General features: G+C 74.3%; 21 protein-coding genes. 10 read left to right on the top strand and 11 right to left on the bottom strand.

Features of this window, described 5'->3' with window-relative positions:
* Positions 1–175: 175 nt before the first annotated feature.
* Positions 176–601, top strand: coding sequence for a PPOX class F420-dependent oxidoreductase (locus AC29IT_RS11210; protein ID WP_488218661.1), 426 nt, complete (start codon positions 176–178; stop codon positions 599–601).
* A gap of 30 nt (positions 602–631) precedes the next feature.
* On the opposite strand, the gene AC29IT_RS11205 is transcribed toward AC29IT_RS11210, so the two are convergent.
* The gene (locus tag AC29IT_RS11205) at positions 632–2629 is read right to left on the bottom strand and encodes a hypothetical protein (RefSeq protein WP_488218660.1); all 1998 of its coding nucleotides are present in this window, start codon (positions 2627–2629) and stop codon (positions 632–634) included.
* The gene (locus tag AC29IT_RS11200; protein ID WP_488218659.1) at positions 2626–4293 is read right to left on the bottom strand and encodes a hypothetical protein; all 1668 of its coding nucleotides are present in this window, start codon (positions 4291–4293) and stop codon (positions 2626–2628) included. The genes AC29IT_RS11205 and AC29IT_RS11200 overlap by 4 nt, the downstream gene beginning before the upstream one ends.
* 180 nt (positions 4294–4473) lie before the next feature.
* Between AC29IT_RS11200 and AC29IT_RS11195 the strand changes: the two genes are divergently transcribed.
* Positions 4474–5400 (top strand): MurR/RpiR family transcriptional regulator, encoded by a 927-nt coding sequence (locus AC29IT_RS11195; RefSeq protein ID WP_488218658.1) that lies wholly within the window; start codon positions 4474–4476, stop codon positions 5398–5400.
* Positions 5397–6320 carry an N-acetylmuramic acid 6-phosphate etherase gene (gene murQ / locus AC29IT_RS11190; protein ID WP_488218657.1) on the top strand — a complete coding sequence of 308 codons (924 nt, stop codon included), beginning with the start codon at positions 5397–5399 and terminating at the stop codon, positions 6318–6320. Before AC29IT_RS11195 ends, murQ begins: the two co-directional genes overlap by 4 nt.
* 136 nt (positions 6321–6456) lie before the next feature.
* On the opposite strand, the gene AC29IT_RS11185 is transcribed toward murQ, so the two are convergent.
* Together AC29IT_RS11185 and AC29IT_RS11180 are read right to left on the bottom strand one after the other, a co-directional pair.
* On the bottom strand, positions 6457–7389 hold the full coding sequence (locus AC29IT_RS11185) for a nucleoside hydrolase (protein ID WP_488218656.1): 933 nt from the start codon (positions 7387–7389) through the stop codon (positions 6457–6459).
* 26 nt (positions 7390–7415) lie between these two features.
* On the bottom strand, positions 7416–8171 hold the full coding sequence (locus AC29IT_RS11180) for a Fic family protein (RefSeq protein WP_488218655.1): 756 nt from the start codon (positions 8169–8171) through the stop codon (positions 7416–7418).
* A gap of 296 nt (positions 8172–8467) precedes the next feature.
* Between AC29IT_RS11180 and acs the strand changes: the two genes are divergently transcribed.
* The 3 genes from acs (at position 8468) to AC29IT_RS11165 (ending at position 12388) form a co-directional block, all read left to right on the top strand.
* Positions 8468–10447 (top strand): acetate--CoA ligase, encoded by a 1980-nt coding sequence (acs, locus tag AC29IT_RS11175; RefSeq protein ID WP_358434816.1) that lies wholly within the window; start codon positions 8468–8470, stop codon positions 10445–10447.
* Positions 10448–10614: 167 nt separating this feature from the next.
* Positions 10615–11808, top strand: a complete 1194-nt coding sequence (gene nhaA / locus AC29IT_RS11170; protein WP_358434813.1) for a Na+/H+ antiporter NhaA — start codon at positions 10615–10617, stop codon at positions 11806–11808.
* Between the two features lie 73 nt (positions 11809–11881).
* Positions 11882–12388 (top strand): phage holin family protein, encoded by a 507-nt coding sequence (locus AC29IT_RS11165; RefSeq protein ID WP_358434810.1) that lies wholly within the window; start codon positions 11882–11884, stop codon positions 12386–12388.
* 82 nt (positions 12389–12470) lie between these two features.
* On the opposite strand, the gene AC29IT_RS11160 is transcribed toward AC29IT_RS11165, so the two are convergent.
* Genes AC29IT_RS11160 through nth form a run of 4 tightly spaced genes read right to left on the bottom strand, consistent with a single transcriptional unit; the run spans position 12471 to position 15781 of the window.
* Positions 12471–13658 carry a MarP family serine protease gene (locus tag AC29IT_RS11160; RefSeq protein ID WP_358434807.1) on the bottom strand — a complete coding sequence of 396 codons (1188 nt, stop codon included), beginning with the start codon at positions 13656–13658 and terminating at the stop codon, positions 12471–12473.
* Between the two features lie 49 nt (positions 13659–13707).
* Positions 13708–14403, bottom strand: a complete 696-nt coding sequence (locus tag AC29IT_RS11155; protein WP_358434806.1) for an NUDIX hydrolase — start codon at positions 14401–14403, stop codon at positions 13708–13710.
* Positions 14400–15047, bottom strand: a complete 648-nt coding sequence (locus AC29IT_RS11150) for a TlpA family protein disulfide reductase (protein ID WP_488218654.1) — start codon at positions 15045–15047, stop codon at positions 14400–14402. Before AC29IT_RS11150 ends, AC29IT_RS11155 begins: the two co-directional genes overlap by 4 nt.
* The gene (nth, locus tag AC29IT_RS11145) at positions 15044–15781 is read right to left on the bottom strand and encodes an endonuclease III (RefSeq protein WP_488218876.1); all 738 of its coding nucleotides are present in this window, start codon (positions 15779–15781) and stop codon (positions 15044–15046) included. Before nth ends, AC29IT_RS11150 begins: the two co-directional genes overlap by 4 nt.
* Positions 15782–16105: 324 nt before the next feature.
* Between nth and AC29IT_RS11140 the strand changes: the two genes are divergently transcribed.
* The 3 genes from AC29IT_RS11140 to AC29IT_RS11130 all read left to right on the top strand — a co-directional run bounded on the left by AC29IT_RS11140 (position 16106) and on the right by AC29IT_RS11130 (position 19061).
* A complete protein-coding gene (locus AC29IT_RS11140) occupies positions 16106–16360 on the top strand; it encodes a hypothetical protein (protein WP_029621632.1) in 255 nt (84 codons plus the stop codon).
* Between the two features lie 94 nt (positions 16361–16454).
* Complete coding sequence (locus tag AC29IT_RS11135; RefSeq protein WP_258345154.1) at positions 16455–17129, top strand: Crp/Fnr family transcriptional regulator; 675 nt, start codon at positions 16455–16457, stop codon at positions 17127–17129.
* A gap of 702 nt (positions 17130–17831) precedes the next feature.
* Positions 17832–19061, top strand: coding sequence for an MFS transporter (locus AC29IT_RS11130; protein WP_488218653.1), 1230 nt, complete (start codon positions 17832–17834; stop codon positions 19059–19061).
* Positions 19062–19071: 10 nt separating this feature from the next.
* Here AC29IT_RS11130 and AC29IT_RS11125 read toward each other — a convergent pair whose 3' ends face one another.
* Together AC29IT_RS11125 and AC29IT_RS11120 are read right to left on the bottom strand one after the other, a co-directional pair.
* Positions 19072–19857, bottom strand: a complete 786-nt coding sequence (locus tag AC29IT_RS11125; protein ID WP_358434799.1) for an MBL fold metallo-hydrolase — start codon at positions 19855–19857, stop codon at positions 19072–19074.
* Positions 19854–20696: an NUDIX hydrolase gene (locus AC29IT_RS11120; protein WP_358434796.1), complete on the bottom strand. Its 843-nt coding sequence runs from the start codon at positions 20694–20696 to the stop codon at positions 19854–19856. Before AC29IT_RS11120 ends, AC29IT_RS11125 begins: the two co-directional genes overlap by 4 nt.
* 136 nt (positions 20697–20832) lie before the next feature.
* Here AC29IT_RS11120 and AC29IT_RS11115 point away from each other — a divergent pair, with 136 nt between their 5' ends.
* Positions 20833–21726, top strand: coding sequence for a Gfo/Idh/MocA family protein (locus AC29IT_RS11115; RefSeq protein ID WP_358434793.1), 894 nt, complete (start codon positions 20833–20835; stop codon positions 21724–21726).
* A gap of 40 nt (positions 21727–21766) precedes the next feature.
* On the opposite strand, the gene AC29IT_RS11110 is transcribed toward AC29IT_RS11115, so the two are convergent.
* Positions 21767–23152, bottom strand: a complete 1386-nt coding sequence (locus tag AC29IT_RS11110) for a hypothetical protein (protein ID WP_358434790.1) — start codon at positions 23150–23152, stop codon at positions 21767–21769.
* Between the last annotated feature and the right edge of the window lie 9 nt (positions 23153–23161).

Below are 23161 nucleotides of genomic sequence, written 5' to 3'. Positions count from 1 at the left end.
GCACCGGTTGTGCGCGGCACCGGCTCTGCGCGGCACCGGCTCTGCGCGGCGCCGAACCCGACCCGGGCCCGCACCGGACCCGGCCGAAACCTCGATCCCGAAGCCCGCGCTGCTCCCGAACGGGTGTACTGCGCCGAGAACCGGAATAGCGCCGGTCCCGGCCGCGTCGTGCCTGATGCCCATCGTCGAGCACCTGGAGGCAGCGCTCATGGCCGCGATCCCGCAGGAACTGGCAAAGATCCTCAGCAAGCGCGCGTTCGCGCACATCGCGACCCTCGGCCCGCGGGGCGAGCCGCAGTCCAGCCCGGTGTGGATCGACTGGGACGGCACGCATCTCAAGTTCAGCCAGACCACCGGCAGGCAGAAGTACCGGAACCTGCAACGGGACCCGCGCATCGCGCTGTCCGCGCACGACCCGGACAACCCGTACCGCTACGTCGAGATTCGCGGCCGCGTCGCCGGGATCGAGCCGGACCCGGACAACGCGTTCATCAACAAGATGGCGAAGAAGTACACCGGTGAGGACGAGTACCAGTGGGGGCAGCCGGGCGACGAGCGGGTGGTGGTGCTCGTCGAACCGGAGCACGTACCGGGGACGTGACCGGTCGGACCCGGAGGCCGGGCCGGCGGGTCAGTTCGATTCCGGGCTGGGCAGGTGCGGGCCGAGGTGTCCGATGTGGATGGAGGCGGTCCGGCCGCGGGTGTCGTCGTAGTAGTGCAGGCGGGGCGCGACCCCGCCACCGCGGTCGATCTTGACGTGGGCGGCGAAGAAGGCGTGGCCGGACGCGTCGACCTCCACCGGCACCGGGAAGGTGCGGGCGTTGCGGTAGCGCGGGGTGTTGACCACCAGCTCGGTCTCCCCGGAGGCGACCAGCGCCGGGGAGATCCCGCGTTCGCCGCCGTGCGCGCGGACGAAGTGCGCGAAGCCGCGCAGGTCCGGGCGGGCGCGGTCGGTGGCGGTGGCGCGGGCGCGCGCGTAGGAGTCCAGCAGCACCAGCACGTTCCAGGTGCGCCGCAGCCAGTGCGCGCTGCGGTGGTGACCGTCCAGTTCGGACGGATCGACCTGCGGGCCGAAGCGCAGCGCGGGGAGCGCGCGGTGGGCCTCGGCGAGCAGGTCGGCGAAGCGGTTCGCGGCGGGTTCGGGGGGCACCGGTCCAGCACGGCCGGTCGCCCCGAGCTCACCGGCTGCCCCGCGTTCGCCGACTGCCCTGCCCTCGCCGACTGCCCTGCCCTCGCCGACCGTCCCGCGTTCGCCGACCGTCCCGCGTTCACCGGCCGCCCCGAGCTCGCCGGTCGCCCGGAGTTCACCGGTCGCCCCGAGTTCGCCGACTGCCCCGGATCCGCCGTCAGCAGGGTGGTCTCCGCCGACCTCCCCGGCACCGGACCGCCCGGCGCATTCCGCCTGCGCGGCCCTTCGCAGCGCCGCCACCCGGCGCCGCGCCAGCAGCACCCGGTCCTCGGCCGCGTCGAGTTCTTCCGCGTACAGCGCGGATTCCAGCTCCGCGTCGTGCGCCGCGCGCCACGCGTCCGGGACGGATCCGCCGCGGAGCACCGCTTCCGCGTCGTCCCGTTCGCGCCGCAACTTCCCGGTCAGTAGGGCGAGCCGTCGCCGGGAATCGGCGGCGGACCGTTCGCGCCGCCGCACGCGTTCGGCGGTGGCGTGCTGCTCGTCGAGCTCCCGGGCCGCCGATTCCGCCTGGTCGCGGGCGGTGTCCTCCTGCCCGGCGGCGGCGCTGAGCCGGTCCCGCAGCACGCGGGCACCGCCGTCGTCGGCGGCGGGCAGCCAGCGCAGCGCGCCGCCGCGGGTGCCGGGGACGACGCGGCGGTCGTGCATCGGGTCGAACAGCAGCGCCTGCCACGCGTCGCCGGTCATCCGGATGGCACCACCGGCGCGCCAGCTGCTCGCGCGCAGCACCGCGTCGACCAGCTTCCGCCAGTCCCCGGCGCGGTGGAACCGGTCCCGCGGCAGCACCGGGTCCGGTTCGTGCTCGACCCACCACGGCGGCAGGTACAGCCGCGCACCGCGGGCGGGTATCCGGCGCGCCGCCGGGAGCAGCGCGTTCACCCGGTCCCGCACCGAGTCGTCGGCGGGCAGCAGCCCGCACAGGCCGCGGGTGGCGTTGCGGAAGCGCAGCAGTTCCGGCGGCAGCGGACGGGCGAAGTCGTCGTTGTAGACGAGGACCGGCGAGTCCCGCACGCCTTCGGCGAAGGTGTGCACCAGGAAGTCGACGTCGTCCAGCCCCACCAGCGGATTCTGCTCGGTCAGCGAGTACGCCCCGCGCGGGTCCCTGAGCTGCGCGGCGAGCAGTCCCAGCTTCTGCACCGGGGTCGCCTGGTCGCGGAGCGACCAGGGCCGGGCGGCTTCGGCGTAGACCCAGAAGGTGTGCGCGCCGTCGGCGCCGGGTGCGGCCACGAGGGCGGCGCGCACTTCGCCGGTGCCGCGCCCCCAGCTGACCCGCCAGCGCCGCGGCAGGTCGGCGCCGGGTTCGCGGCCTTCGTCGATGAGCCGCAGCTCGCCCGCGTCGTGCAGCCGCACCAGCGAGTTCCCGGCGTCGAGCAGCGCGGTCCCGGCGTGGCCCGCGGCGCAGAACGCGGTGCGGCGCAGCGGTTCCGGGGCGGTGCCGCTCATCGGGTGCCCGCCCCGGGCTCCGGTCCGACGTAGCCGATGTGCACCGCGCCGGTGGTTCCGGCGGTGTCGTCCAGGTAGTGCAGCGCGGTCGGAGGCTCACCGGCGTGGTCGAGCAGCACGTGGTCGCGGAACGCGGCCCAGCCACTGGGGTGCACTTCGGCCGGGACGCGGAAGGTGACGGCGGTGTCCGCGTCGGCGCGGCGCAGCGCCGGTGCGGCGATCCCGCCGGCGCGCAGCAGTGCGGCGAGCGGGCCGTCGGGCGCGGTGGCGTGCCGGGCGAGCAGGTCGAGCACCTGCGCGCAGCGCCGCGCCCGCGGGTCGTCGAGGCGGTCGATCTCGGCGCGCACCTCGGGTCCGAACCGGATGCCGGGCCGGTCGGGCGATCCGAGCGGTTCGGGGTCGACCGGTGCGCCGCCGCGGAGCCGGTCCTCTTCGGCGCGGAGCAGTTCGAGTTCCCGCTCGCACTCGGCGAGCCGTGCGGAGCGGGCCGCGCCGAGCCGCCGAGCCGCCTCGGCGCGGCGCCGGGCGACGCCGAGCGAGGTCCGGTCGAGCCGTTCCCGGGCCGCGTCGCGTTCGGCGCGCAGCCGCAGCGCGCCGCGCGCCAGCACGCGGCGGGACCGGTGCAGTTCCGCGGTGCGGGCGGTGCGCTCGTCGATCTCGGCGGTCAGCTCGGTCGTGGCGGCGGCGCGGCGAGCCGCGGTCCGGCGGGATTCGGCCTGCCGCTCCCCGGCGCCCTGGATGCGGTGGCGCAGGTCGGACTTGTCGACGCCGCCCGCGGTGGCGAACCACCGCTCGCCCGGCCCGACGGGCGAGTCGGCGACGCGCTGGTCCTGCCAGCCGGTGGCGAACAGCAGCGCCCACGGTTCGTCCGCGGCGTCGGGAGCGGAGGCGGCGTCGGAGGAGGCGGCGGCGTCGGGCGAGCGCTGCCGGGACACCTGCAGCGCGAGCGCCGCGGCTGCGGCCCACGCACCGGGATCATCGGAGTCCACTTCGGACAGGCAGGGGTCCGCGCGCTCCGCCGCCCACGGCTCGGGCAGGAACAGCCGGGCACCGCGCCGCGGAATGCGCTGCGGCGCGGGCAGTTCCGCATCGAGGCGCCGCGCCACCGCATCACCGATGAACACGACGGTGGCGGCCCCGGCGGTGGACCGCCGGAATTCCGCCGTGGCCCGCGGCACTTCCAGCGGACGGCCGGGTTCCCGGTCGACGTGCCGCACCAGCACGGGGACGCCGCTGCGCCGGTGCCGGAGGACCGCGAGCAGCCCGGCGAGGTCGTCCGGGTCGTCGCGCAGCGCGGAGCCGGTGACGGCGAGCCCGCTGCGCGGATCGGCCAGCGGGAACCGGGCCAGCCCGGCGCGGGGCAGCGGCGACGGGACGCCGAGCCCCCAGCCGCCGGGGCTGCGCGCGGCGAACCAGCACCGCACCAGGTCGTTCCCGGCCAGCAGCACCAGCACCGCGGAGATCGGGCCGTCGGCGCGCTGCCACGTCATCCGCCAGCGCTGCGGCGCGGTCGGGTCCGCGCGGTCCAGCGCGCCGCGGTCGTAGAGCCGCAGGGCACCGGCCTCGTGCTGCTGGAGCAGGAATTCGGCGTGCTCGTCGAGCGGCGCGGGGACCGTTCCGGTCGCGCAGAACAACTCGGAACCGAGGTCCGCTGGCCCGCCCATGTCACCCCGCTCCGCGCCGTGGCATCCGTGCGAAGCCTAGCGAACGGGCGGTGCAACCCGGCGGCCGCCGAACACCGTCATCCGGTCGGCAGACTCCCACACCACCACCCCGACCAGCTCGGGAAGATCCCGGAGATACCCGCATTGACCTGCACAGATCCGCGTTAGTAAGTTTCCCACATGGCTCTTGACGATGCGGCGGCCGAAGTCGGCACGACCAGCCCGCTGGTCCGGATCCGATCCTTGCTGCCCGGTCTGGCGAAGGCCGAGCAGCGGGTCGCGAACATCGTGCTGTCCGCGCCGGCGTCCATCGCGCGGCGCAGCATCACCGACGTGGCCGAGGCCGCGGGCACCAGCGAGACCACGGTGACCCGGTTCTGCAAGGCGATCGGCGTCGGCGGCTACCCGGACCTGCGGATCGCGCTGGCCGCGGACACCGCCCGCACCTCCAGCCGGGATCGCGACCTGGGCGGGGACATCGAGCCGGACGATCCGCTGGAGCAGATCATCGACAAGGTCGCCTACGCCGACGCGAAGGCGGTGGAGGAGACCGCGGGGCAGCTGGACGCGAACGCGCTGGCCGCCGTGGTGGACGCCGTCGCGGGCGCCCGCCGGATCGACGTGTACGGGGTCGGGGCGAGCGCGTTCGTCGCGCTGGACCTGCAGCAGAAGCTGCACCGCATCGGGTTGACCTGCTTCGCCTGGTCGGACACGCACGCGGCGCTGACCTCGGCGGCGCTGCTGCGGGAGGGCGACGTGGCACTGGGCATCTCGCACACCGGCGCCACCACCGAGACCATCGAGGCGCTGCGTGAGGCGGGGCACCGCGGGGCGGTCACCGCCGCGCTCACCAACTTCAGCCGCTCCCCGATCACCGAGGTCGCCGACCAGGTGCTCACCACGGCGGTGCGGGAGACGACGTACCGCTCCGGGGCGATGGCGAGTCGCATCGGCCAGCTCACCGTGATCGACTGCCTGTTCATCGGCGTGGCGCAACGCCACATCGACGAGGCGAAGGCGGCGCTGGACGCCACCTACGAGGCGGTCGGCGCGCACCGGCTCGGTGCCCGCCCGGACCGCCGACGGCACAAGGAGGGCGGCCGATGAACCGCGACCCCGAGGGACCCGCCGTGCGGGTGAACGCCCCCACGGAGCGCACCAACGAGCGCACCAGGGACATCGACCTGCTGCCGACGCTGGACGTGCTGCAGGTGCTCAACGCCGAGGACCGCACGGTGCCGGAAGCGGTGGGACGGGCGCTGCCGGATCTGGCGCGCGCCGTCGACCTCGCGGTGGCCGCGCTGCGCGGTGGCGGGCGGGTGCACTACGTGGGAGCGGGCACGTCGGGCCGGTTGGCGGTGCTGGACGCGGCCGAGCTGATCCCCACCTACAACGTGCCCGCGGACTGGGTGGTGGCGCACCAGGCCGGTGGTACCGGCGCGTTCCAGAAACCGGTGGAGAACGCGGAGGACGACGCCGAGGCTGGGGCCGCGGTGATCCGCGCCGAGGTGACCGCGGCCGATTTCGTGCTCGGGCTGACCGCGTCCGGCCGCACCCCGTACGTGCTGGGCGCGCTGCGCGCGGCGGGCGAGATCGGGGCGGGCACGGCGCTGATGTCGGCGAACCCCGAGTCGGCGGGCGAGGCTCCGGCGAACCTGACGATCGCGGTGGACACCGGGCCGGAGCCGATCGCGGGTTCCACCCGGATGAAGGCGGGCACGGCGCAGAAGCTGGTGCTGACCTCGTTCTCCACCGCGGTGATGATCCGGATGGGCCGCACCTACTCGAACCTGATGGTGAGCCTGCTGGCGACGAACGCGAAGTTGCGCGGCCGCACCGTGGAGATCCTGCGGGAGGCGACGGCCGCGTCCGAGGACGAGTGCGCGCAGGCGCTGCAGGCGGCGGACGGCGACCTCAAGACCGCCTTGGTGCACCTGCTGACCGGCGCCGAAGTCCCCAGCGCCGCAGCCGCGCTGACCGCCGCCGACGGCCGAGTCCGCGAAGCCCTCCGCGCCCTCGGCACCTGAGCGGCGGCGCGCTCCCCCCGCCGCCGACCGCCCGTCCTCCCACTCCTGCCGCACGGCACCCGGGTGGCGGAACCGCAGCGGTGCCCCCGCTGCGTCCTCTCCCGCGTCGACCTGCCCGAGACGGGCCGTCGAACGGTCACGCCATGCCGGTGGCGACGCGGTCGAGGGCGGCGAGGAAGCCGTCCCAGAACCGTTCGGTGTCGAGGACGGTCGCGATCTCGGCGTTCTGCCGTTCCGCGGGGGCGGCGAAGTCGGTGACGGTCATGCCCGAGGTGAACCGCCCGTGCACCTCCACGTCGACCCGCGCGGGCACCGTGGTGAACATGCCGGGGTCGAGCGCGTAGGCGACGGCGCACGGGTCGTGCACGGCGGGGCCTTCCGCGCGGTACTGCGGGTGCTGCCCGTAGAAGTCGAGGATCGGCGAGATCAGCTCGGCTTCCAGCCTGCCGAGCCCGGTGAACCGCTCCCGGACGGCGGCGGTGGCGCGGGCCTGGGCGGTGAGGTCCAGGCCGATCATCGTGGTGCGCCAGCCCGCGCCGAACGCGACGGCGGCGGCCTCCGGGTCGGCGAGCACGTTGAACTCGGCGGCGGGCGTGCGGTTGCCCCTGGTGTACGAGCCACCCATGATCACGAATTCGCGGACCTGCTCGACGAGCCGGGGTTCCTTGCGCACCGCGAGCGCGATGTTCGTCAGCGGGCCCACCGCGACCAGGCTGATCTCGCCGGGGGCGGCGGCGACGGTGTCGATGATGAAGTCGACGGCGTGCCCGTCGCGCACTCCGCTGGTGGCGGCGGGCAGCCGGACACCGCCGAGGCCGTTGCCGCCGTGCACCTCGTCGGCCAGCACGACGTCCCGCACCAGCGGCCGGTCGGCGCCCGCGACGACCGGCACGTCCATGCCGTAGAAGCCGGTGAGGCACAGCGCGTTGTTCGTGGTGTGGTCGAGCCCGACGTTGCCCGCGACGGTGGTGATCCCGACCAGCTCCAGCTCGGGGCTGCCGTGGGCGTAGGCGATGGCCAGCGCGTCGTCGATGCCCGGGTCGCAGTCGAGCAGGACCTTCTTCGGCACGTCCGTGCCCCCTCCTGGTGCGGTGCTCACGATTGGACGGCGTCGGCGATGGACTTCGCTTCCCGCGCGCCGGTCTCCAGGGCCGTGCAGCAGTGCACGATCCACTGCGCGACGCCGTCGGGTTCACCGGTGGCGAACGCGGCGGCGGCGTCCTGGTAGTCGGCCTGGCGGCGGAAGTAGGCGACCTCCGGCACGACGAGGCCCTTCGGGTCGAGGCCGCTGCCGATCACGCTGAGCCGGGCGGCGGCGCGCGCCACGATGCCGTCGACCTCGCCGAACGGGGCGAGCGCGAGCAGTTCGCCGTGCACCACGGCGGCCTGCACCGGCCCGGGCACCAGGTTCTGCGAGCGGCCGCCCGCGTCGGCGACGACCTGGGCGAGCAGGTCGAGCCGCCCGGAGACGGCGGGGTCTTCGCGCGGCCTGCCGAGCCGGTCCTGGTCGCCGGGCAGGTCGGCCGCGGCGAGCACGTGCAGCCGGGCGAGGGCCTGCAGCGGGGCGCGCTGCCAGGTCGGCAGCAGCGGCCCCAGCGCTTCGGCGACGCGCAGGGCGCCCGCCAGCAGCGGGTCGCTCACCTCGCCGCTGTCCGGGATCTCGGTGGCCCCGCCCGCGACGGCGGCCGAGGCGCGGGCGGCGCGCACCGAGGCTTCGGCACTGGTCGCCGGCCAGCCGCGGCGGTTCGCCGGGTGCCGGTGGATCTCGTCGATCGCGGTCCGCGCGGCGGCGACCGCGTCGGTGACACCGGGCAGTTCCAGCAGCGGGAGCAACGACTCTTGGGCACTCACGCCGCTGGACGCTACCCGGCGGTCGCGGCGGCCCGGCCCGGACCCGCTCCCACCTGCGCAGGTCCCGGCACCGGCGGCGGCCGCGCGGCTCCCGCCCCTGGTCACTCGACCGTGTGTGGGCAACTCGATTGCAACGTTCGGGGCACCAGCCTGCTGCGCAGGTGCTGAGCCCGGATCACGGACTCCACCGGCGGAATTGGTCGCACCATTGCGAGAACCTCTGTCGGAGTGAGCCGCGTCGCACTACGGTCTAGATGACATCGAAGGTCACCCGCAGCGCAGGGAGGTTCCCCGCAATGAGCCAGCCCGACGGGCCGAGCAACACCTTGGACAACCTGCTCACGGAAAGCAGGACCTTCCCGCCGACGGCCGAGTTCGCGGCCGCGGCCAACGCCACGTCGGACTCGTACGACAGGGCCGCCGAGGACCGGGAAGCCTTCTGGGCGGAGCAGGCCGACCAGCTGGACTGGGCGAGCAAGTGGGACCAGGTCCTCGACTGGTCCGGTGCCCCGTTCGCGAAGTGGTTCGTCGGCGGCGAACTGAACGTGGCGCACAACTGCGTGGACCGGCACGTCGAAGCGGGCAACGGCGACCGGGTCGCGATCCACTGGGAGGGCGAGCCCGGCGACAGCCGCACCATCACCTACGCGGAGCTGCAGCGCGAGGTCAGCCGCACCGCGAACGCGCTCGCCGCGCTGGGCGTCGGCGCGGGCGACCGGGTCGCGATCTACCTGCCGATGCTGCCCGAGGCCGTCTTCTCGATGCTCGCCTGCGCACGCCTCGGCGCGCTGCACAGCGTCGTGTTCGGCGGCTTCTCCGCGGAGGCGCTGCGCGCCCGGATCAACGACGCCGCGGCGAAGGTGGTCATCACCTGCGACGGCCAGTACCGGCGCGGCAAGGCCGCCCCGCTCAAGGCCAACGTGGACGAAGCGGTGCAGCACACGCCCAGCGTCGAGCACGTCCTCGTCGTCAAGCGCACCGCCACCGAGGTCGCGTGGAACGAGCGGGACAAGTGGTGGCACGACGTGGTCGAGCCGCAGTCCGACCAGCACACCCCGGAGGCGTTCGACTCCGAGCACCCGCTGTTCATCCTCTACACCTCCGGCACCACCGGGAGCCCGAAGGGCATCCTGCACACCTCCGGCGGCTACCTCACCCAGGCCGCCTACACGCACCGCACCGTCTTCGACCTGAAGCCCGAGTCGGACGTGTACTGGTGCACCGCCGACATCGGCTGGGTCACCGGGCACACCTACATCGTGTACGGCCCGCTGGCCAACGGCGCCACGCAGGTGATCTACGAGGGGACGCCGAACAGCCCGCACGAGGGCAGGCACTGGGAGATCGTGCAGAAGTACGGCGTGACGCTGTACTACACGGCGCCCACCACGATCCGCACCTTCATGAAGTGGGGCGCGGAGATCCCCGCCCGGTACGACCTGTCCACGCTGCGGGTGCTCGGCTCGGTCGGCGAACCGATCAACCCCGAGGCCTGGATGTGGTACCGGGAGAACATCGGCGGCGGCACGACCCCGATCGTCGACACCTGGTGGCAGACCGAGACCGGCGCGATCATGATCTCGCCGCTGCCCGGGGTGACCGCCACCAAGCCCGGCTCCGCGCAGGTCCCGCTGCCCGGCATCTCCGCGAAGGTCGTCGACGAGACCGGCGAGGACGTCGGCCCCGGTGGCGGCGGACTGCTGGTGCTGGACCAGCCGTGGCCGTCGATGCTGCGCGGCATCTGGGGCGACGACCAGCGGTTCAAGGACACCTACTGGTCGAAGTTCGCCGATCTCGGCTACTACTTCGCGGGCGACGGCGCCAAGTACGACGACGACGGCGACATCTGGCTGCTCGGCCGGGTGGACGACGTCATGAACGTCTCGGGCCACCGGATCTCCACCACCGAGGTCGAATCGGCGCTGGTCTCGCACCCGACCGTCGCGGAGGCCGCGGTCGTCGGCGCCAGCGACCCGACCACCGGGCAGGGCATCGTCGCGTTCGTCATCCTGCGCGGCAACGCCGCCGACGAGGCGGGTGGCGAGGCGGCGCTGAAGGCGCTGCGCGACCACGTCTCGCACGAGATCGGGCCGATCGCGAAGCCGCGGCAGATCATGGTCGTGCAGGAGCTGCCGAAGACCCGCTCCGGCAAGATCATGCGGCGGCTGCTGCGGGACGTGGCGGAGAACCGCGAGGTCGGCGACGTGTCGACGCTGGCGGACTCCTCGGTCATGGACCTCATCTCGAAGGGCATCCGCAAGTCCTCCGACGAGTGATCGACGTTTCGGCGCGGGCCCGGTCCTCCAGGTGGGGGCCGGGCCCGCCGGCGTCCGGAGGCGTTCGACACACCGGAGCACCCGGCGACGGCTGTTAGGGTCGCCGCTGGTGTGCCGGGAAGTCTGGTCGGCGACGCATCAGCACGTCCGCCGACAGGAGGCTCCCGATGACCGAACCCGCCCCGACCCGCGGCACCGCCCTCGCCCGCTACCTGCGGACCGAGACCGTCGGCGGCGTGGTGCTGCTGGTCGCCACCGCGCTCGCGCTGGTCGCGGCGAACTCACCGATCGGCGGGCTGTACGCGGCCGTGCGGGACTTCGCGATCGGACCGGCCGCGCTGCACCTGGACCTCACCGTCGGTGAGTGGGTGAAGGACGGGCTGCTCGCGGTGTTCTTCTTCGTCGCCGGGCTGGAGCTCAAGCGGGAGCTCGTCGTCGGCGAGCTCGCCGACCGCCGGGCGGCGGCGCTGCCGGTGCTGGCGGCGTTCGGCGGCATGCTGGTGCCCGCGATCATCGCGTTCGCCGTCGGCCACGGCGCGCCCGGCGCGGGCCAGGCCTGGGCGATCCCGGTGGCCACCGACATCGCGTTCGCGCTCGGGGTGCTGTCGCTGGCCGGTTCCGGGATCCCGGCCGCCGCCAGGGTGTTCCTGCTCAGCCTGGCCGTCGTCGACGACCTGGGCGCCATCCTCGTGATCGCCGTGCTGTTCACCGCCGGGGTGAGCCCGCTGCCGCTGCTCGCGGCCGTCGCGCTCTGCGCCGCCTACTGGTTCGCGCAGCGGAAGCGGATCACCACGCCGTGGCTGTACGTGCCGCTGGCGGTCGCCACCTGGATCGCGGTGCACGGCAGCGGCATCCACGCCACCATCGCGGGCGTCGCGCTCGGGCTGCTCACCCGGGTGCGGGCCGACCCCGGGGAGAGCGCCGCGCCGTCGATGCGGCTGGAGCACCGGTTGCAGCCCTGGTCGGCGGGGCTGGTGGTGCCGGTGTTCGCGTTCTTCGCCGCTGGGGTGCCGGTGAACGGCGCTGCGCTCGGCGCGGTGTTCCAGGACCGGATCTCGATCGCCGTGATGGCCGGGTTGTTCTTCGGCAAGTTCATCGGGATCTTCGGGACGTCCTACTTGGCGGTGCGGCTCGGGATCGGTTCGCGGCCGAGCGGGGTGACCTGGCGGGACATCTCGGCGCTCGCCGTGCTCGGCGGGGTCGGGTTCACCGTCAGCCTGCTCATCGCCGAGCTGTCGCTGTCCGGGGACGCGGCGGAGCGGGCGAAGACGGCGGTGCTGATCGCGTCCGCGCTCGCCGCCCTGGTCGCCTCCGCGCTGCTGCTGCGTCGCGGGCGGCGCACCGCCCGTGAGCAGAACTGATCGGTCTCGTCAGATCACCCGCGGGTAACACCACGGGAGTCTCACTCGGTCGGGCACCAGGCGGCGTGGCACGATGGCGGGCGTGAACAGCGCCCAGAAGAACCAGCAAGGCAGCAGCGACGGAGCATGGTCGGCCGTCACATCCCTACCGCTGTCCGAAGAGGGCACTGGCGCGGGCGGCGAGCAGTCCATCGGTTCCCTCGTGCGCGACGCGACCACGCACCTGTCGACGCTGGTCCGCTCCGAGATCGAACTCGCCAAGGCCGAAGTCACCGGTGAGGTGAAGAAGGGCGTCAAGGGCAGCGTCTACTTCGTCCTCGCGCTGGCCGTGCTCGGCTTCAGCATGTTCTTCCTCTTCTTCACCCTCGCCGAAGGGTTGCACGCGCTCGGCATCTGGCGCTGGGCGTCCTTCGGCATCGTGTTCCTGCTGATGCTGATCGTCGCCGGGCTGTTCGGGCTGCTCGGCTACCTGAGGGTGCGCAAGATCCGAGCGCCGAAGCGCACCATCGCGACGCTCAAGGACACCAAGCAGCTCGCCCGCCGCCGCGGCCAGGACGAGGCGACGGCCATCGAGAGCTAGCAGCGGACCGGTCCCCGAAGGCCAGGCGCCCGACCCCGGGCACCTGGCCTTCGCGCGTTCCGGGGTCCGGCGTCCGGCCCGGTCAGCCGCCGGTGCACTCCCCCGTCGACACCGGGGCGGTCAGGCCGGAGGACTCCGCGACCTCGTCGGCCACCTCGTCGGCGGTGAGCGCGAAACCCGTCTCCGGATCGTCGACGGCGGCGCCGAACACCACGCCCACCACGTCGCCGTCCGGGGCGACCAGCGGGCCGCCGGAGTTCCCGCTCTGCACCTTGCCGCGCACCGTGTACACGTCCCGCACCACGGTGTTCGCGTCGTAGATGTCCGGGCCGCGCAGGTTGATCCGCTGCCGCAGCCTGCCCGCCGACGCCGTGTACGGGCCGTCCAGCGGGTAGCCGAGCGCGACGACGCTGCCGCCGGGCGGCACCTCGGAGCGGTCCAGCGGCATCGCGTCCGCGTCCAGGTCCGGCACCGCCAGCACCGCCAGGTCCGTCGACGGGTCGAACATCACCACGTCCGCGGCGAACTCACCGCGGCCCACCTCGATCGCCACCCGGTCGGTGCCCGCCACCACGTGCGCGTTCGTCATCACCCGGTGCGGGGCCACCACGAAACCGGAGCCCTCCAGCGCCCGCGCGCAGGACGAGGCCCGGCCGCGCACCTTCACCACGCTGGTCTGCGCGTTGCGCACCACGTCGCTGGTGATCAACCCCTGGTCCGGCGGGTCGATCGCGGCCACCGGGGTCTTCGAGAACGGTTCCAGCGCGTCCGGGAACCCGCTCACCCCGAGCATCCGGCGCAGGTCGTCCGGCAACGTCTTCACCGCGGCGGGCATCATCGAATCCACCTGGCTCAGCACCTGCGAGCGGGTGATCGCGGACGCCAGCCCGGGCATCGCGGAGGCCGAGGTGAACGGCAGTGCGACCAGCCAGGCCACCACGAACACCGCCACGCACTGCAGCACAGCGCCCAGCACGTTGTCCACGCCGGTCAGCTTCGGCGAGGTGATCCGGTCCCGCAGCTCCCGGCCCGCCCACATGCCGAACGTCTCGCCGAACGCGACCAGCAGCACCACGATGCCCACGCCGAACCCGATCCGGGCCGGCTGACTGTCCAACCGCTCCAGCAGCAGCGGCGCCACCCGCACGCCCACGACGGCGCCGACGAACACGCCGAGGAACGAGAACAGCGCGGTGACCAGGCCGTTGCGCGCACCGGACACGGCAGCCAGCAGCGCCAGCGCCACCACCAGCAGATCGACCCAGTTCACCGCACACCCTTCCGCCGCGTCACGTCCCCTACCGGTTCGCAGCCCACGGTCAGCCGCCGAAACCGACGTCCGCGGCGGACTCCGCGGCTCGCCACGCCTCGTCCAAGTCCAGTTCGGGGGCATCGTCCCAGCCGGACGACCAGCCGCCGAGCTCCAGCACCCCGGCCAGCAGCACCCCCGTGAACCCCCACACCAGCATCCCCGGCACCACGAAGGCCGGTCCTGCCCGACCGTCGCGCAGCCGCACCCGGAGCCGGTTCGCCGGGTCCACCAGCCAGGACAGCGGGACCCTGGCCACCGCACGAGTCTCCCCGAGGTCGACCGGAGCCACCGGCGACGGGTCCCGCCAATGCGCCACCACCGGCGTCACCCGGAAGCCGCTGTGCGGCACGTGCAGCTCCGGCAGCAGCGCCAGCGGCCGGACGCCCGCGGGCGGCGCGCCCACCTCTTCCTGCGCTTCGCGCAGCGCGGCGGCCACCGGACCGGCGTCGGACGGGTCGATCGAGCCGCCGGGGAACGCGACCTGGCCGGGGTGCGAGCTGAGCCCGTCCGCGCGGCGCAGCAGCAGCACGTCCGGCCCGTCGGCGTCCTCGCCGAACAGGATCAGCACCGCCGCCGGGCGGGCGCTGCGCGGCGGGCGCAGCCGGGGCCACCCGAAGTGGCCCTGGTCCACGTCCGCGCTGCGGCGGACCAGCGGGGCGAGCCATTCCGGCGCCGCCGAGCCGTCGACCACCGGGTCCGTCACGACCGACCTCCCAAGGTGCGGCGGACCGCGGCGTCCACCGCGTCCGCGGACCGGAACACCTCCGGCGGATCGATGCGCCGGACCTCTCCCGATTCGGTGATCACGAAGCTGGCGGGCAGCACGTTCGGCACCCGCAGCGCACCGCGCAGCGCGCCGTCCGGGTCGTGCACCGCGGGGAACCGCACCCCGAGCGAGCGCAGCAGCTCCAAGCCGCCCGCCTCGTCGCTCTGCACCTGCACGCCCAGCACCGGGATCGAGCCGGGGCGGTCGGCGTACCGCTGCAGCGCGGGCAGCTCGGTGCGGCACGGGGAGCACCAGGTCGCCCACACGTTGACCAGCGCCGGGCGCCCGGCCAGCGCGGCACCGACGTCGATGGGCCGACCGTCGGCGAGGCAGGTCCCGGTCACCCCGGCCAGCTCGGCCGGGCCACCGGGCCGCGGTGCCGGGCAGGGTTCGAGGCCAGTGCGCAGCGCCGGATCGACCGGGGCCGCCTGCGGCCGCTGCTGCGGCGGGTCCGCGGCCCGGGTGCCGCCGCCGGAACCGCCCGGCCACAGCGCGACCACGGCGAGCCCGGCGAGCACCAGCACCACGACCGTCCACCGGATCTCGTTGCGGAACTCGCGAACGTGCCGCCAGCGGCTCACGCGTCCGGCTCCTTCGCCGCCGCCCGCTCGATGGTCGTCTCGTCCAGCTCTCCGGCGATCCCGGCCAGCTCCAGCAGCCGCGGGGCCTCCGGGCCGCGCACCAGCTTCGCCGCCGCGGCCGGGTCCTCCGGGCCCGCGCCGAACGAGGGGCAGTCCTTCGCCAGCAGGCACGCGCCGCACGCGGGCTTGCGCGCGTGGCACACGCGGCGCCCGTGGAAGATCACGTAGTGCGAGAGCATCGTCCACTCCTTGCGGGGGATCAGCTCGCCGATCACGTGCTCCACCTTGACCGGGTCCTCCTCGGCCGTCCAGCCCCAGCGGCGCACCAGCCTGCCGAAATGGGTGTCGACGGTGATGCCCGGGACGTCGAAGGCGTTGCCGAGGACGACGTTGGCGGTCTTGCGGCCGATCCCGGGCAGCTTCACCAGGTCCTCCAGCCGCGCGGGCACCTCGCCGCCGTGCCGCTCCACCAGCGCCGCGCCCAGCCCCAGCAGCGAGGTCGCCTTGTTCCGGTAGAAGCCGGTGGAGCGGATCAGCTCCTCCAGCTCGGTCCGGTCGGCGCCCGCGTAGTCCGCGGCCGTCGGGTAGCGGGCGAACAGCGCGGGCGTCACCTGGTTGACCCGCTTGTCGGTGCACTGCGCGGACAGGATGGTCGCCACCGCGAGCTGCAGCGGGTCGGCGAAGTCGAGTTCGCAGTGCGCCTCCGGATAGCCCTCGGCGAGCGCCCGGACCATCCGCCGGGCCCGCCGGACGAGCCCGGTGCGGGTCTCCGTCCCGGCGCGGGCCGCGCTGCGGCGAGGTCGGCGCGCCGGGGCTTCCGCGGCCCGGGAACGACCGGAACCGGAGGTCACGGCACCGGCGGTCGTCGACCGGGTGGGCGCTGATCGGGCAGCGGCGGGCCGATGGGAGGATGATCGACCAGGCTGTGACCTGTCGTGGGCTGACTCCGGCACCCCACCAGACTACGGACCACGACGACACCGGAACCCGACCCCGTCGACGGGCAACCGACCCCCGGTTGCGTCCGTCTCGAAGGCATGAGCGAGGATTCAAGCATCATGACTGCCTGGTTCGTTATCGTCGTTCCGCTAGTGATCATGTTCTTCACGCTGTTCATGGAGCGCGTGGAGGCACGACTGCGGCACGTCGCGGTGCAGGAGAACGAGGTCGAAGAGCTGCTGGAGAACGCTCGGCCGGACGAGGTCCGGGCGCTGTTCCGGCAGGGAATTGGACGTGCGCTGGAGCTGTTCCAGCTACGCAGGGTGGGACGCGCCGGCAAGCTGCGAACTCGCCGTTCCCGCGACCAGTCTTAAACTCAACTGGTAGTGATCGGCGGCACAGTCCGGCGACCGCGGAACGCGGGAGCCGCATCGAACGAGCCGCCGCGTCTCAACATGGAGGGACGAGGTGGACGAGACCCTTTCCCGCGCCGGAATCTTCCAGGGCGTGGAACCGGCCGCGGCGGAGGCGCTGACCCAGTCGCTGGAACCGTCTGAGTTCCCGCGCGGACACGTGATCTTCGCCGAGGGCGAGCCGGGCGACCGGCTCTACATCATCCAATCCGGCAAGGTCAAGCTCGGGCGCAAGTCGCCCGACGGCCGCGAGAACCTGCTGGCGATCATGGGGCCGTCGGACATGTTCGGCGAGCTGTCCATCTTCGACCCGGGCCCGCGCACCTCGACGGCCACCACGGTGACCGAGGTCCGCGCACTGACCATGGACCGCGGTGCGCTGCGGCAGTGGATCGGCACCCGCCCGGAGATCGCCGAGCAGCTGCTGCGGGTCGTCGCGCGCAGGCTGCGCCGGACCAACGGCATGCTCGCCGACCTGATCTTCACCGACGTGCCCGGCCGCGTCGCCAAGGCGCTGCTGCAGCTCGCGCAGCGCTTCGGCAGCCAGGAAGCCGGTCTGCTGCGGGTCACCCACGACCTCACGCAGGAGGAGATCGCGCAGTACGTCGGTGCCTCGCGGGAGACCGTGAACAAGGCGCTCGCCGACTTCGCCCACCGCGGCTGGCTGCGGCTGGAGGGCAAGAGCGTGCTGATCCTCGATCCGGAACGTCTGGCGCGCCGCGCGCGCTGAGCCACCACCGGCACTGACCGGTCCGCACGACCGAGTCGCCCAACGCGCGCCGGCTGACGGGTCCGCCTTCGATCGGACCGCTCAGCCGGCGCGCGTTCGCGCGTGTCCGGCCCCCGCGCCGAGCACGCCGACGGCCGCGCGGTCCAGCTCCCGGGCGCGGACACGCCGAGTCACCAGCCATGTAGGGGACGTTGTACCCGGTTTCCGCCCCGGAACCGGAGGGCACACTGGTGGCAGGGCCGGGACATCTGCTGGGAAAGAATTCGCCGAGCCGTGCAACCCGGACCGAACGCACAACGTCTTACCTAGTGGAGGCCCTTCACGACGCGCGGTGCGCGGGTGCGGGGCAGCCGAACGGGAACTCCTCCGGTGCCGGATTCGGGGCCGACCATCGGGGGTTGCAGAGCGTGGTTGGTCGGGGGACGGGCCGCGCGAACGAAAGGGCTGGAGCGTCGCGTCGGGGGCGACGCCCCAGCCCTTTCGCACGTCCGGGGGACGTTCGCGGCCGGTCTCTTCGCCTTCGGCGCTCCCGGCTCTCCCCTCCCGGCGTCCTCGCGGGTGGCTCGCGCCGCCGGGAACCTCGGGCGCCCCCGCACCTGGTCAGGGCCTCGGCGCACGGGCCGCACCGGGACCGCTCCCGGCGACGTAGAACACCGCGAAAATGACTGGTACCCGCGTACCAGGACGCGGATACTGGTACGCGTGTCCCATTCGATCACCCTGGCCGACTACCGCGCCGCGCTGCGCACGCCCGGAGCCACCGCCCCCGTCCTGACCTCCCTGCTGGGCCGCCTGCCGATCGCGATGATCGGGCTGGCGCTGCTGCTGTACGTGCAGAAGGTGACCGGTAGCTTCGCCACCGCCGGGCTCGTCTCGGCCGCCGAACTCGTGGGCGTGGCGTGCGGCTCGGTCGTGCAGAGCCGGGTGATCGACCGGATCGGACCCACCCGCCCGATGGTCGTGATGTCCGCGGCGCTCGCCGTGTTCGTCGCCGCCGAGATCACCGCGATCGAATCCGGGGCACCGGTCGTGGTGCTCACCGCGCTCGGCTTCCTGCTGGGCGCGAGCCAGCCGACCGTGGCCCCCGCGTCCCGGGCGCTGTGGGCGCAGCTGCTGCCCGCCGGACCGCCGCGGGACGCCGCCTACTCGTACGAGGCGATCAGCATGGAGGTCTTCTTCATCCTCGGGCCCGGCCTGGCCGGGCTGCTGGTCGCGCTGCCGTGGGCGGGCGCCGGAGTCGTCGCGGGCAGCGCCTGCATGATCGTCGGCAGCATCGGCTTCGCCTCGACGAGCGCCGCCCGCCGGTTGCGGCCCGCGGAGGACGCCCGGCCCGCGGGCGGGATGCTCGGGGCGCTGCGCGCGCCCGGGATGCGCACGGTGGCGCTGGCCGCGTTCGGCTTCGGCTGCCTCATCGGGTTCGTGGAGGTCGGCGTGCCCGCCTCCGCCGTCGCGGCCGGGGCGCCGAACGCGGGCGGGATGCTGCTGAGCGCGCTGTCGGTGACCTCCGTGGTGTTCGGCGTGCTGTACGGGATGCGGCCGTGGCCGCGGCCGATGCACCTGCGGCTGCCCGCCCTGCTGCTCGGCTTCGCCGGTCTCGTCGCGCTGCTGGCGCTGCCCGGGACGCTGTGGGGGCTGTGCCTGGCGCTGCTGCTCGCCGGCTGCCTGATCACCCCGCAGTCCACGGCGCACTCGGTGGCGCTGGACGTGGCCGCGCCCGCCGGGACCGAGACGGAGGCGTTCGGCTGGGTCGTCACGGCGGTGACGCTCGGCGCCGCGGCCGGCCAGTCGCTCAGCGGCCGGATCGTGGAGAGCGCCGGGCCGCCCACCGCCTTCCTGCTCGCCGGGACCGTCGGCGTCGTGCTCGCGGCGGGCCTGTGGCTGCGGCGCGGCACGCTGCTCCCCACCCCCGAGCCCGCGCTGACCCGGGCCTGAACGGCCGAGGTCAGCGCTCGCCCTGCTCCTCCAGGTAGGCGAGCTGGGCGGCGACGCTCCACGCGGCGGCCTCCCGCACCTCCGGCGGGACGTCGGCGTAGACGACCGCCACCACCTCGGCGGCGGTGACCTGCGGGCCGCGGGCGCGCACCACCTCGCGGATCTGGTCGAGCCGCTGCTCGCGGTGCGCCAGGTAGCCGGTCGCCGCCGCCACCACGTCCGGCAGGTCCGGACCGTGGCCCGGCAGCGCAGGCAGGCCTGCGGGCAGCGCCGCCAACGCCCGCAGCGAAGCCAGGTAGGAGCCCAGGTGCCCGTCCGGATGCGCGACGACCGTGGTGCCGCGCCCCAGGATCGTGTCCCCGGTCAGCACCGCCTCCCGCCCGTCGCCCTCGACGCGGAAGCACACCGAGTCGCGGGTGTGGCCGGGCGTGGCGAGCACGGTCAGCCGGATCCCGGAGGCCTCGACGACCTCGCCGTCCGCGAGCGGCCCGGCGCCCGCGCACAGCTGCGGGTCCAGCGCCCGCACCGGCGCCCCGGCCCGCTCCGCGAGCTCCGCCGCCGCCTCGGTGTGGTCGAAGTGGTGGTGCGTGAGCAGGACCAGCGACACCGGCCCCTGCGCGAGGATCCGCTCCAGGTGCTCGCCACCGGGACCGGGATCGACCACCACCCGGGCCGGGCCGGAACCGAGCAGCCAGGTGTTGGTCCCGTCCAAGGTCATCGGTCCCGGGTTCGCGGCCAGCAGCACCGACGCGAACGGCGTCACCTGCCGCGGCAGGCCGTAGGAGGGATGGGTCACCGGTCCTCCCCCTCCGCACCGCGGTAGCCGGGATCGCCGGGCAGCACCACGCGCCACGCCCCGTCCCGGTGCTCCAGCTGCGGCAGCACCTTGCCGAGCGGGCGGTGCACGTCCAGCGCGGCGGCGACGCTGCGGCACGCGCCGATCTCGGAGAGCGTCACCCAGGTCGGCGGGAGCAGGCCGCAGCGCTGCTGCCGCCAGTCCTCCAAGGCGTCCTCGGGCGTGCTCCAGTACGCGCGGGAGGCCTCCGAGGTGACGCCGTCGGCGCGCTGCCCGACCGGCATCGCGGCCAGGAAGAACCGGGTGTCGTACCGCCGCGACTCCTGCTCCGGGGTCACCCAGTTCGCCCACGGCCGCAGCAGGTCGGCCCGCAGCACCAGGCCCGCGTCGGCAAGGAACCCGGCCAGCGACAGCTCCCGCGACTCCAGCTTCGGGCGCGCCGCCGCGTACGGGCGGGTGTCGTCGACGACCGAGTCCGCGTCGGGACCGGCCAGCAGCACGCCGGATTCCTCGAAGGTCTCGCGGACCGCGGCGCACACCAGCGCCCGCGCGATCTCCTCGGAGCACTCGAAGCGCTCGGCCCACCACTGCGGCGACGGCCCGCTCCAGGCCACCGAGGCGTCGGCGTCCCTGCGGTCCACGCCGCCACCGGGGAACACGGTCATGCCGCCCGCGAACGGCATCCCCTCGACGCGGCGCTGCAGGAACACCTCGGGTCCCCGATCGCCGTCGCGCAGCAGCACGACCGTGGCCGCGTCCTTCGGGGTCGCGGGCGGATCGGGCCGTGCGGGCGGAACGAATCCGTCGGGCAGCGTCAGGTCCTCCGGCAATCGCACCATGCCGGTCACCTTAAGCGGAGATGCTCGTCCGATCACCCCTGTGATCAAGATCAACAAGTTCCGTTTCCCCTGCAACCGGGCCACTTCCCGGGCCCCGAGGTCTGCGCGATGATCCGGACACGGGGACGATGACCGCATGAGCGGAGCACTTCGGGTCGGCATCGTCGGAGCGGGACCGTGGGCGCAGCGCGTGCACGCCCCCGGTGTGCACGCGCATCCCGGGATGCGGCTGGCCGCGGTGTGGTCCCGGCGCCCGGACGCCGCGAAAGCGCTCGCCTACCACTACGACGCCGACGTCGCCGACGACTACGAGGCGCTGCTGGACGCGGTGGACGCCGTCGCGTTCGCCGTCCCGCCCGCGGTGCAGGGGGAACTGGCCGTGCAGGCCGCCCGCGAGGGGAAGCACCTCGTGCTGGAGAAACCGCTCGCCGGGGACGTGCCCACCGCCGAGGCCGTGGCGGCGGCGGTGCGGCAGAGCGGCGTCGCGGCGCTGCTGGTGCTGACCCGCCGGTTCGCGCCCGAGGTCCGCGACTGGCTCACCGGGATCGGGCACCTCGGCGGCTGGACCGGCGGCTCCGCGCAGTGGATCGCGGGCGGCCTGCTGTCCGGGGACTACGCGGCCACCCCGTGGCGGCAGGAACCCGCAGGCGCGCTGCTGGACGCGGGACCGCACGCGCTGGACCTGCTGGACGCCGCGCTCGGCCGGATCACCCGGGTGCACCACGCGCGGCGCGACAAGTCGGACATGTGGCAGCTGGTGCTGGAGCACGCCAGCGGCGCCAGCAGCACCCTCACCCTGTCGCTGCGGGTGCCGGTGCAGCCGGCGCTCATCGAGTTCACCCTCTACGGCAGCGGCGGGAAGTCGCAGCTCACCGGCAGGCGGACCGCGGCGCGCGAGTGCTACGCGCAGCTGCTGGACGAGTTCATGGCGATGGTCCGCTCCGGCCGCACCGCGCACCCGTGCGACGTGCGCCGCGGGCTGCACCTGCAGCGCGTGCTGGACGGCGTGCAGCGCGCGGCCGAGGTCTGATCCCGGCCGGTGCGCCCGAGTCGGGGGCGCACCGGACCGATCAGCGCTGGTTCTCGATGGGCGGGAAACCGCCCGTCGCCGAGCCGGGCATCGTGGAGTTCCACGCATCCTGGCCCTGCGCACCGCCGGACTTGTTGCCGACCGGCTGCGCCTGCTGCTCGCCGGAGGGCGCGGGGCCGCCGCGGTCCTGCTCGCGCTGGGCGAGTTCCTCGTGCAGCTTGCGCAGCAGGTTCCGCTCCCGGTCGGTGAGCTTGGCGTCGACCGCGGCGGGGACGCGGGTGTTCTTCCCGCCGCCCTGCTGCTCCTGCGGCCGGGCCGGGTCCTGCTGGAGGTCCTCCGGGTTCACCGGGCGCTGGCGCAGCGTCTGCTCCGCGGCGACGGGTGCTTCCTCGCGGTTCGGGCGGGGGTGCTGCCGGGGCGGTTCGGGCCGCGGCTGCTCCTCGCGGGGAGGTTCCGGGCGGGCCTGCTGGTCGGGCCGGGCCGCTTCGGGCCGGGCCGCTTCGGGCCGGGCCGCTTCGGGCCGCACGGCTTCCGGTCGGGCCTGCTCCGGTCGGGCCGGTTCGGGCCGGACCGGTTCCGGCCGGGCCTGCTCGGGCCGCGGCGGTTCCGGTCGGGCGGGTTCGGGACGTGCCTGCTGGCGTGCCGAGTCGTGGGAGGCGGTCTCAGGAACCGGGGCCTCGGCGCGTCTTCCCGGCCCCGGGGCTGGCTCACCCGGGTGATCTGCTCCCCCACCGGCCTTGCTGCCCGCGGTGGCGCGCGGTGCCCGCGCGTGGTTCGCCGCACCGTTCGGGATCGCGACCTGCGCGGCCAGGTCCAGGTGGACCCGGCGGGCCGTGGCCAGCGCGTTGCGGTGGTACGGCGGCAGGTCCATGCCGCTGGTGAACACGTCCACCGAGCAGCCCACGCCGGCGCGCCGCAGCGCCTCCAGCAGCTGGTACCCGGCGGCGGTGACCGAACCGTCGGCGCCGACCTCCGCCAGCAGCACCCGGCGCGGCACCGCGCCGTAGGTGACGCCCGCGGGCGTGGTGCGCCAGGTGCACCACAGGGCCCGCACGCCGTGCAGGCGACCCGCGATCGGGGCGAGCGCGTCGACCAGCTCGTGGTCGGTGCGGTCCTGCTCGGGGTTCTCGTTGAACCGGTGCCCTTCGTCCTGCACCGCTTCCACCACGTGCAACCGGTCCGCGGGCGCGTGCGGCGAGCCTGCCTCGTCCAGCGAGCGGCGCAGGTGGTACTGCTCCGTCGAGGTCACCGGGATGCGGCCCGCCAGCAGGCAGCCGATCAGGAACTCGGCGGCCGCGTCGAGCTGCCCGATGCCGAGCATCTCGCGAACCGAATTGACGGCGTCGTCGTCCACCCGGCCGGTCAGGGCCAGCAGGAGGTTGTGCAGGCGTTCCACCGGCCCCGCACCCTCAGCGACGTCCACCACGAATGCCTC

The sequence above is a fragment of the Saccharopolyspora sp. MMCC62 genome, from assembly GCF_057736575.1.
The sequence above is the reverse complement of the archived record's forward strand: the minus strand, read 5'-3'. Positions and strand labels throughout refer to the sequence as shown.

Excerpts from the sequence above, each read along its gene's own strand:
- murQ (WP_488218657.1), top strand. The coding sequence starts at position 5,397 with ATGAACCGCGACCCCGAGGGACCCGCCGTGCGGGTGAACGCCCCCACG.
- AC29IT_RS11210 (WP_488218661.1), top strand. The coding sequence starts at position 176 with ATGCCCATCGTCGAGCACCTGGAGGCAGCGCTCATGGCCGCGATCCCG.
- AC29IT_RS11120 (WP_358434796.1), bottom strand. The coding sequence starts at position 20,696 with ATGGTGCGATTGCCGGAGGACCTGACGCTGCCCGACGGATTCGTTCCG.
- AC29IT_RS11195 (WP_488218658.1), top strand. The coding sequence starts at position 4,474 with ATGGCTCTTGACGATGCGGCGGCCGAAGTCGGCACGACCAGCCCGCTG.
- acs (WP_358434816.1), top strand. The coding sequence starts at position 8,468 with ATGAGCCAGCCCGACGGGCCGAGCAACACCTTGGACAACCTGCTCACG.
- nhaA (WP_358434813.1), top strand. The coding sequence starts at position 10,615 with ATGACCGAACCCGCCCCGACCCGCGGCACCGCCCTCGCCCGCTACCTG.
- nth (WP_488218876.1), bottom strand. The coding sequence starts at position 15,781 with ATGGTCCGGGCGCTCGCCGAGGGCTATCCGGAGGCGCACTGCGAACTC.
- AC29IT_RS11165 (WP_358434810.1), top strand. The coding sequence starts at position 11,882 with ATGGCGGGCGTGAACAGCGCCCAGAAGAACCAGCAAGGCAGCAGCGAC.
- AC29IT_RS11200 (WP_488218659.1), bottom strand. The coding sequence starts at position 4,293 with ATGGGCGGGCCAGCGGACCTCGGTTCCGAGTTGTTCTGCGCGACCGGA.
- AC29IT_RS11140 (WP_029621632.1), top strand. The coding sequence starts at position 16,106 with ATGACTGCCTGGTTCGTTATCGTCGTTCCGCTAGTGATCATGTTCTTC.
- AC29IT_RS11115 (WP_358434793.1), top strand. The coding sequence starts at position 20,833 with ATGAGCGGAGCACTTCGGGTCGGCATCGTCGGAGCGGGACCGTGGGCG.
- AC29IT_RS11205 (WP_488218660.1), bottom strand. The coding sequence starts at position 2,629 with ATGAGCGGCACCGCCCCGGAACCGCTGCGCCGCACCGCGTTCTGCGCC.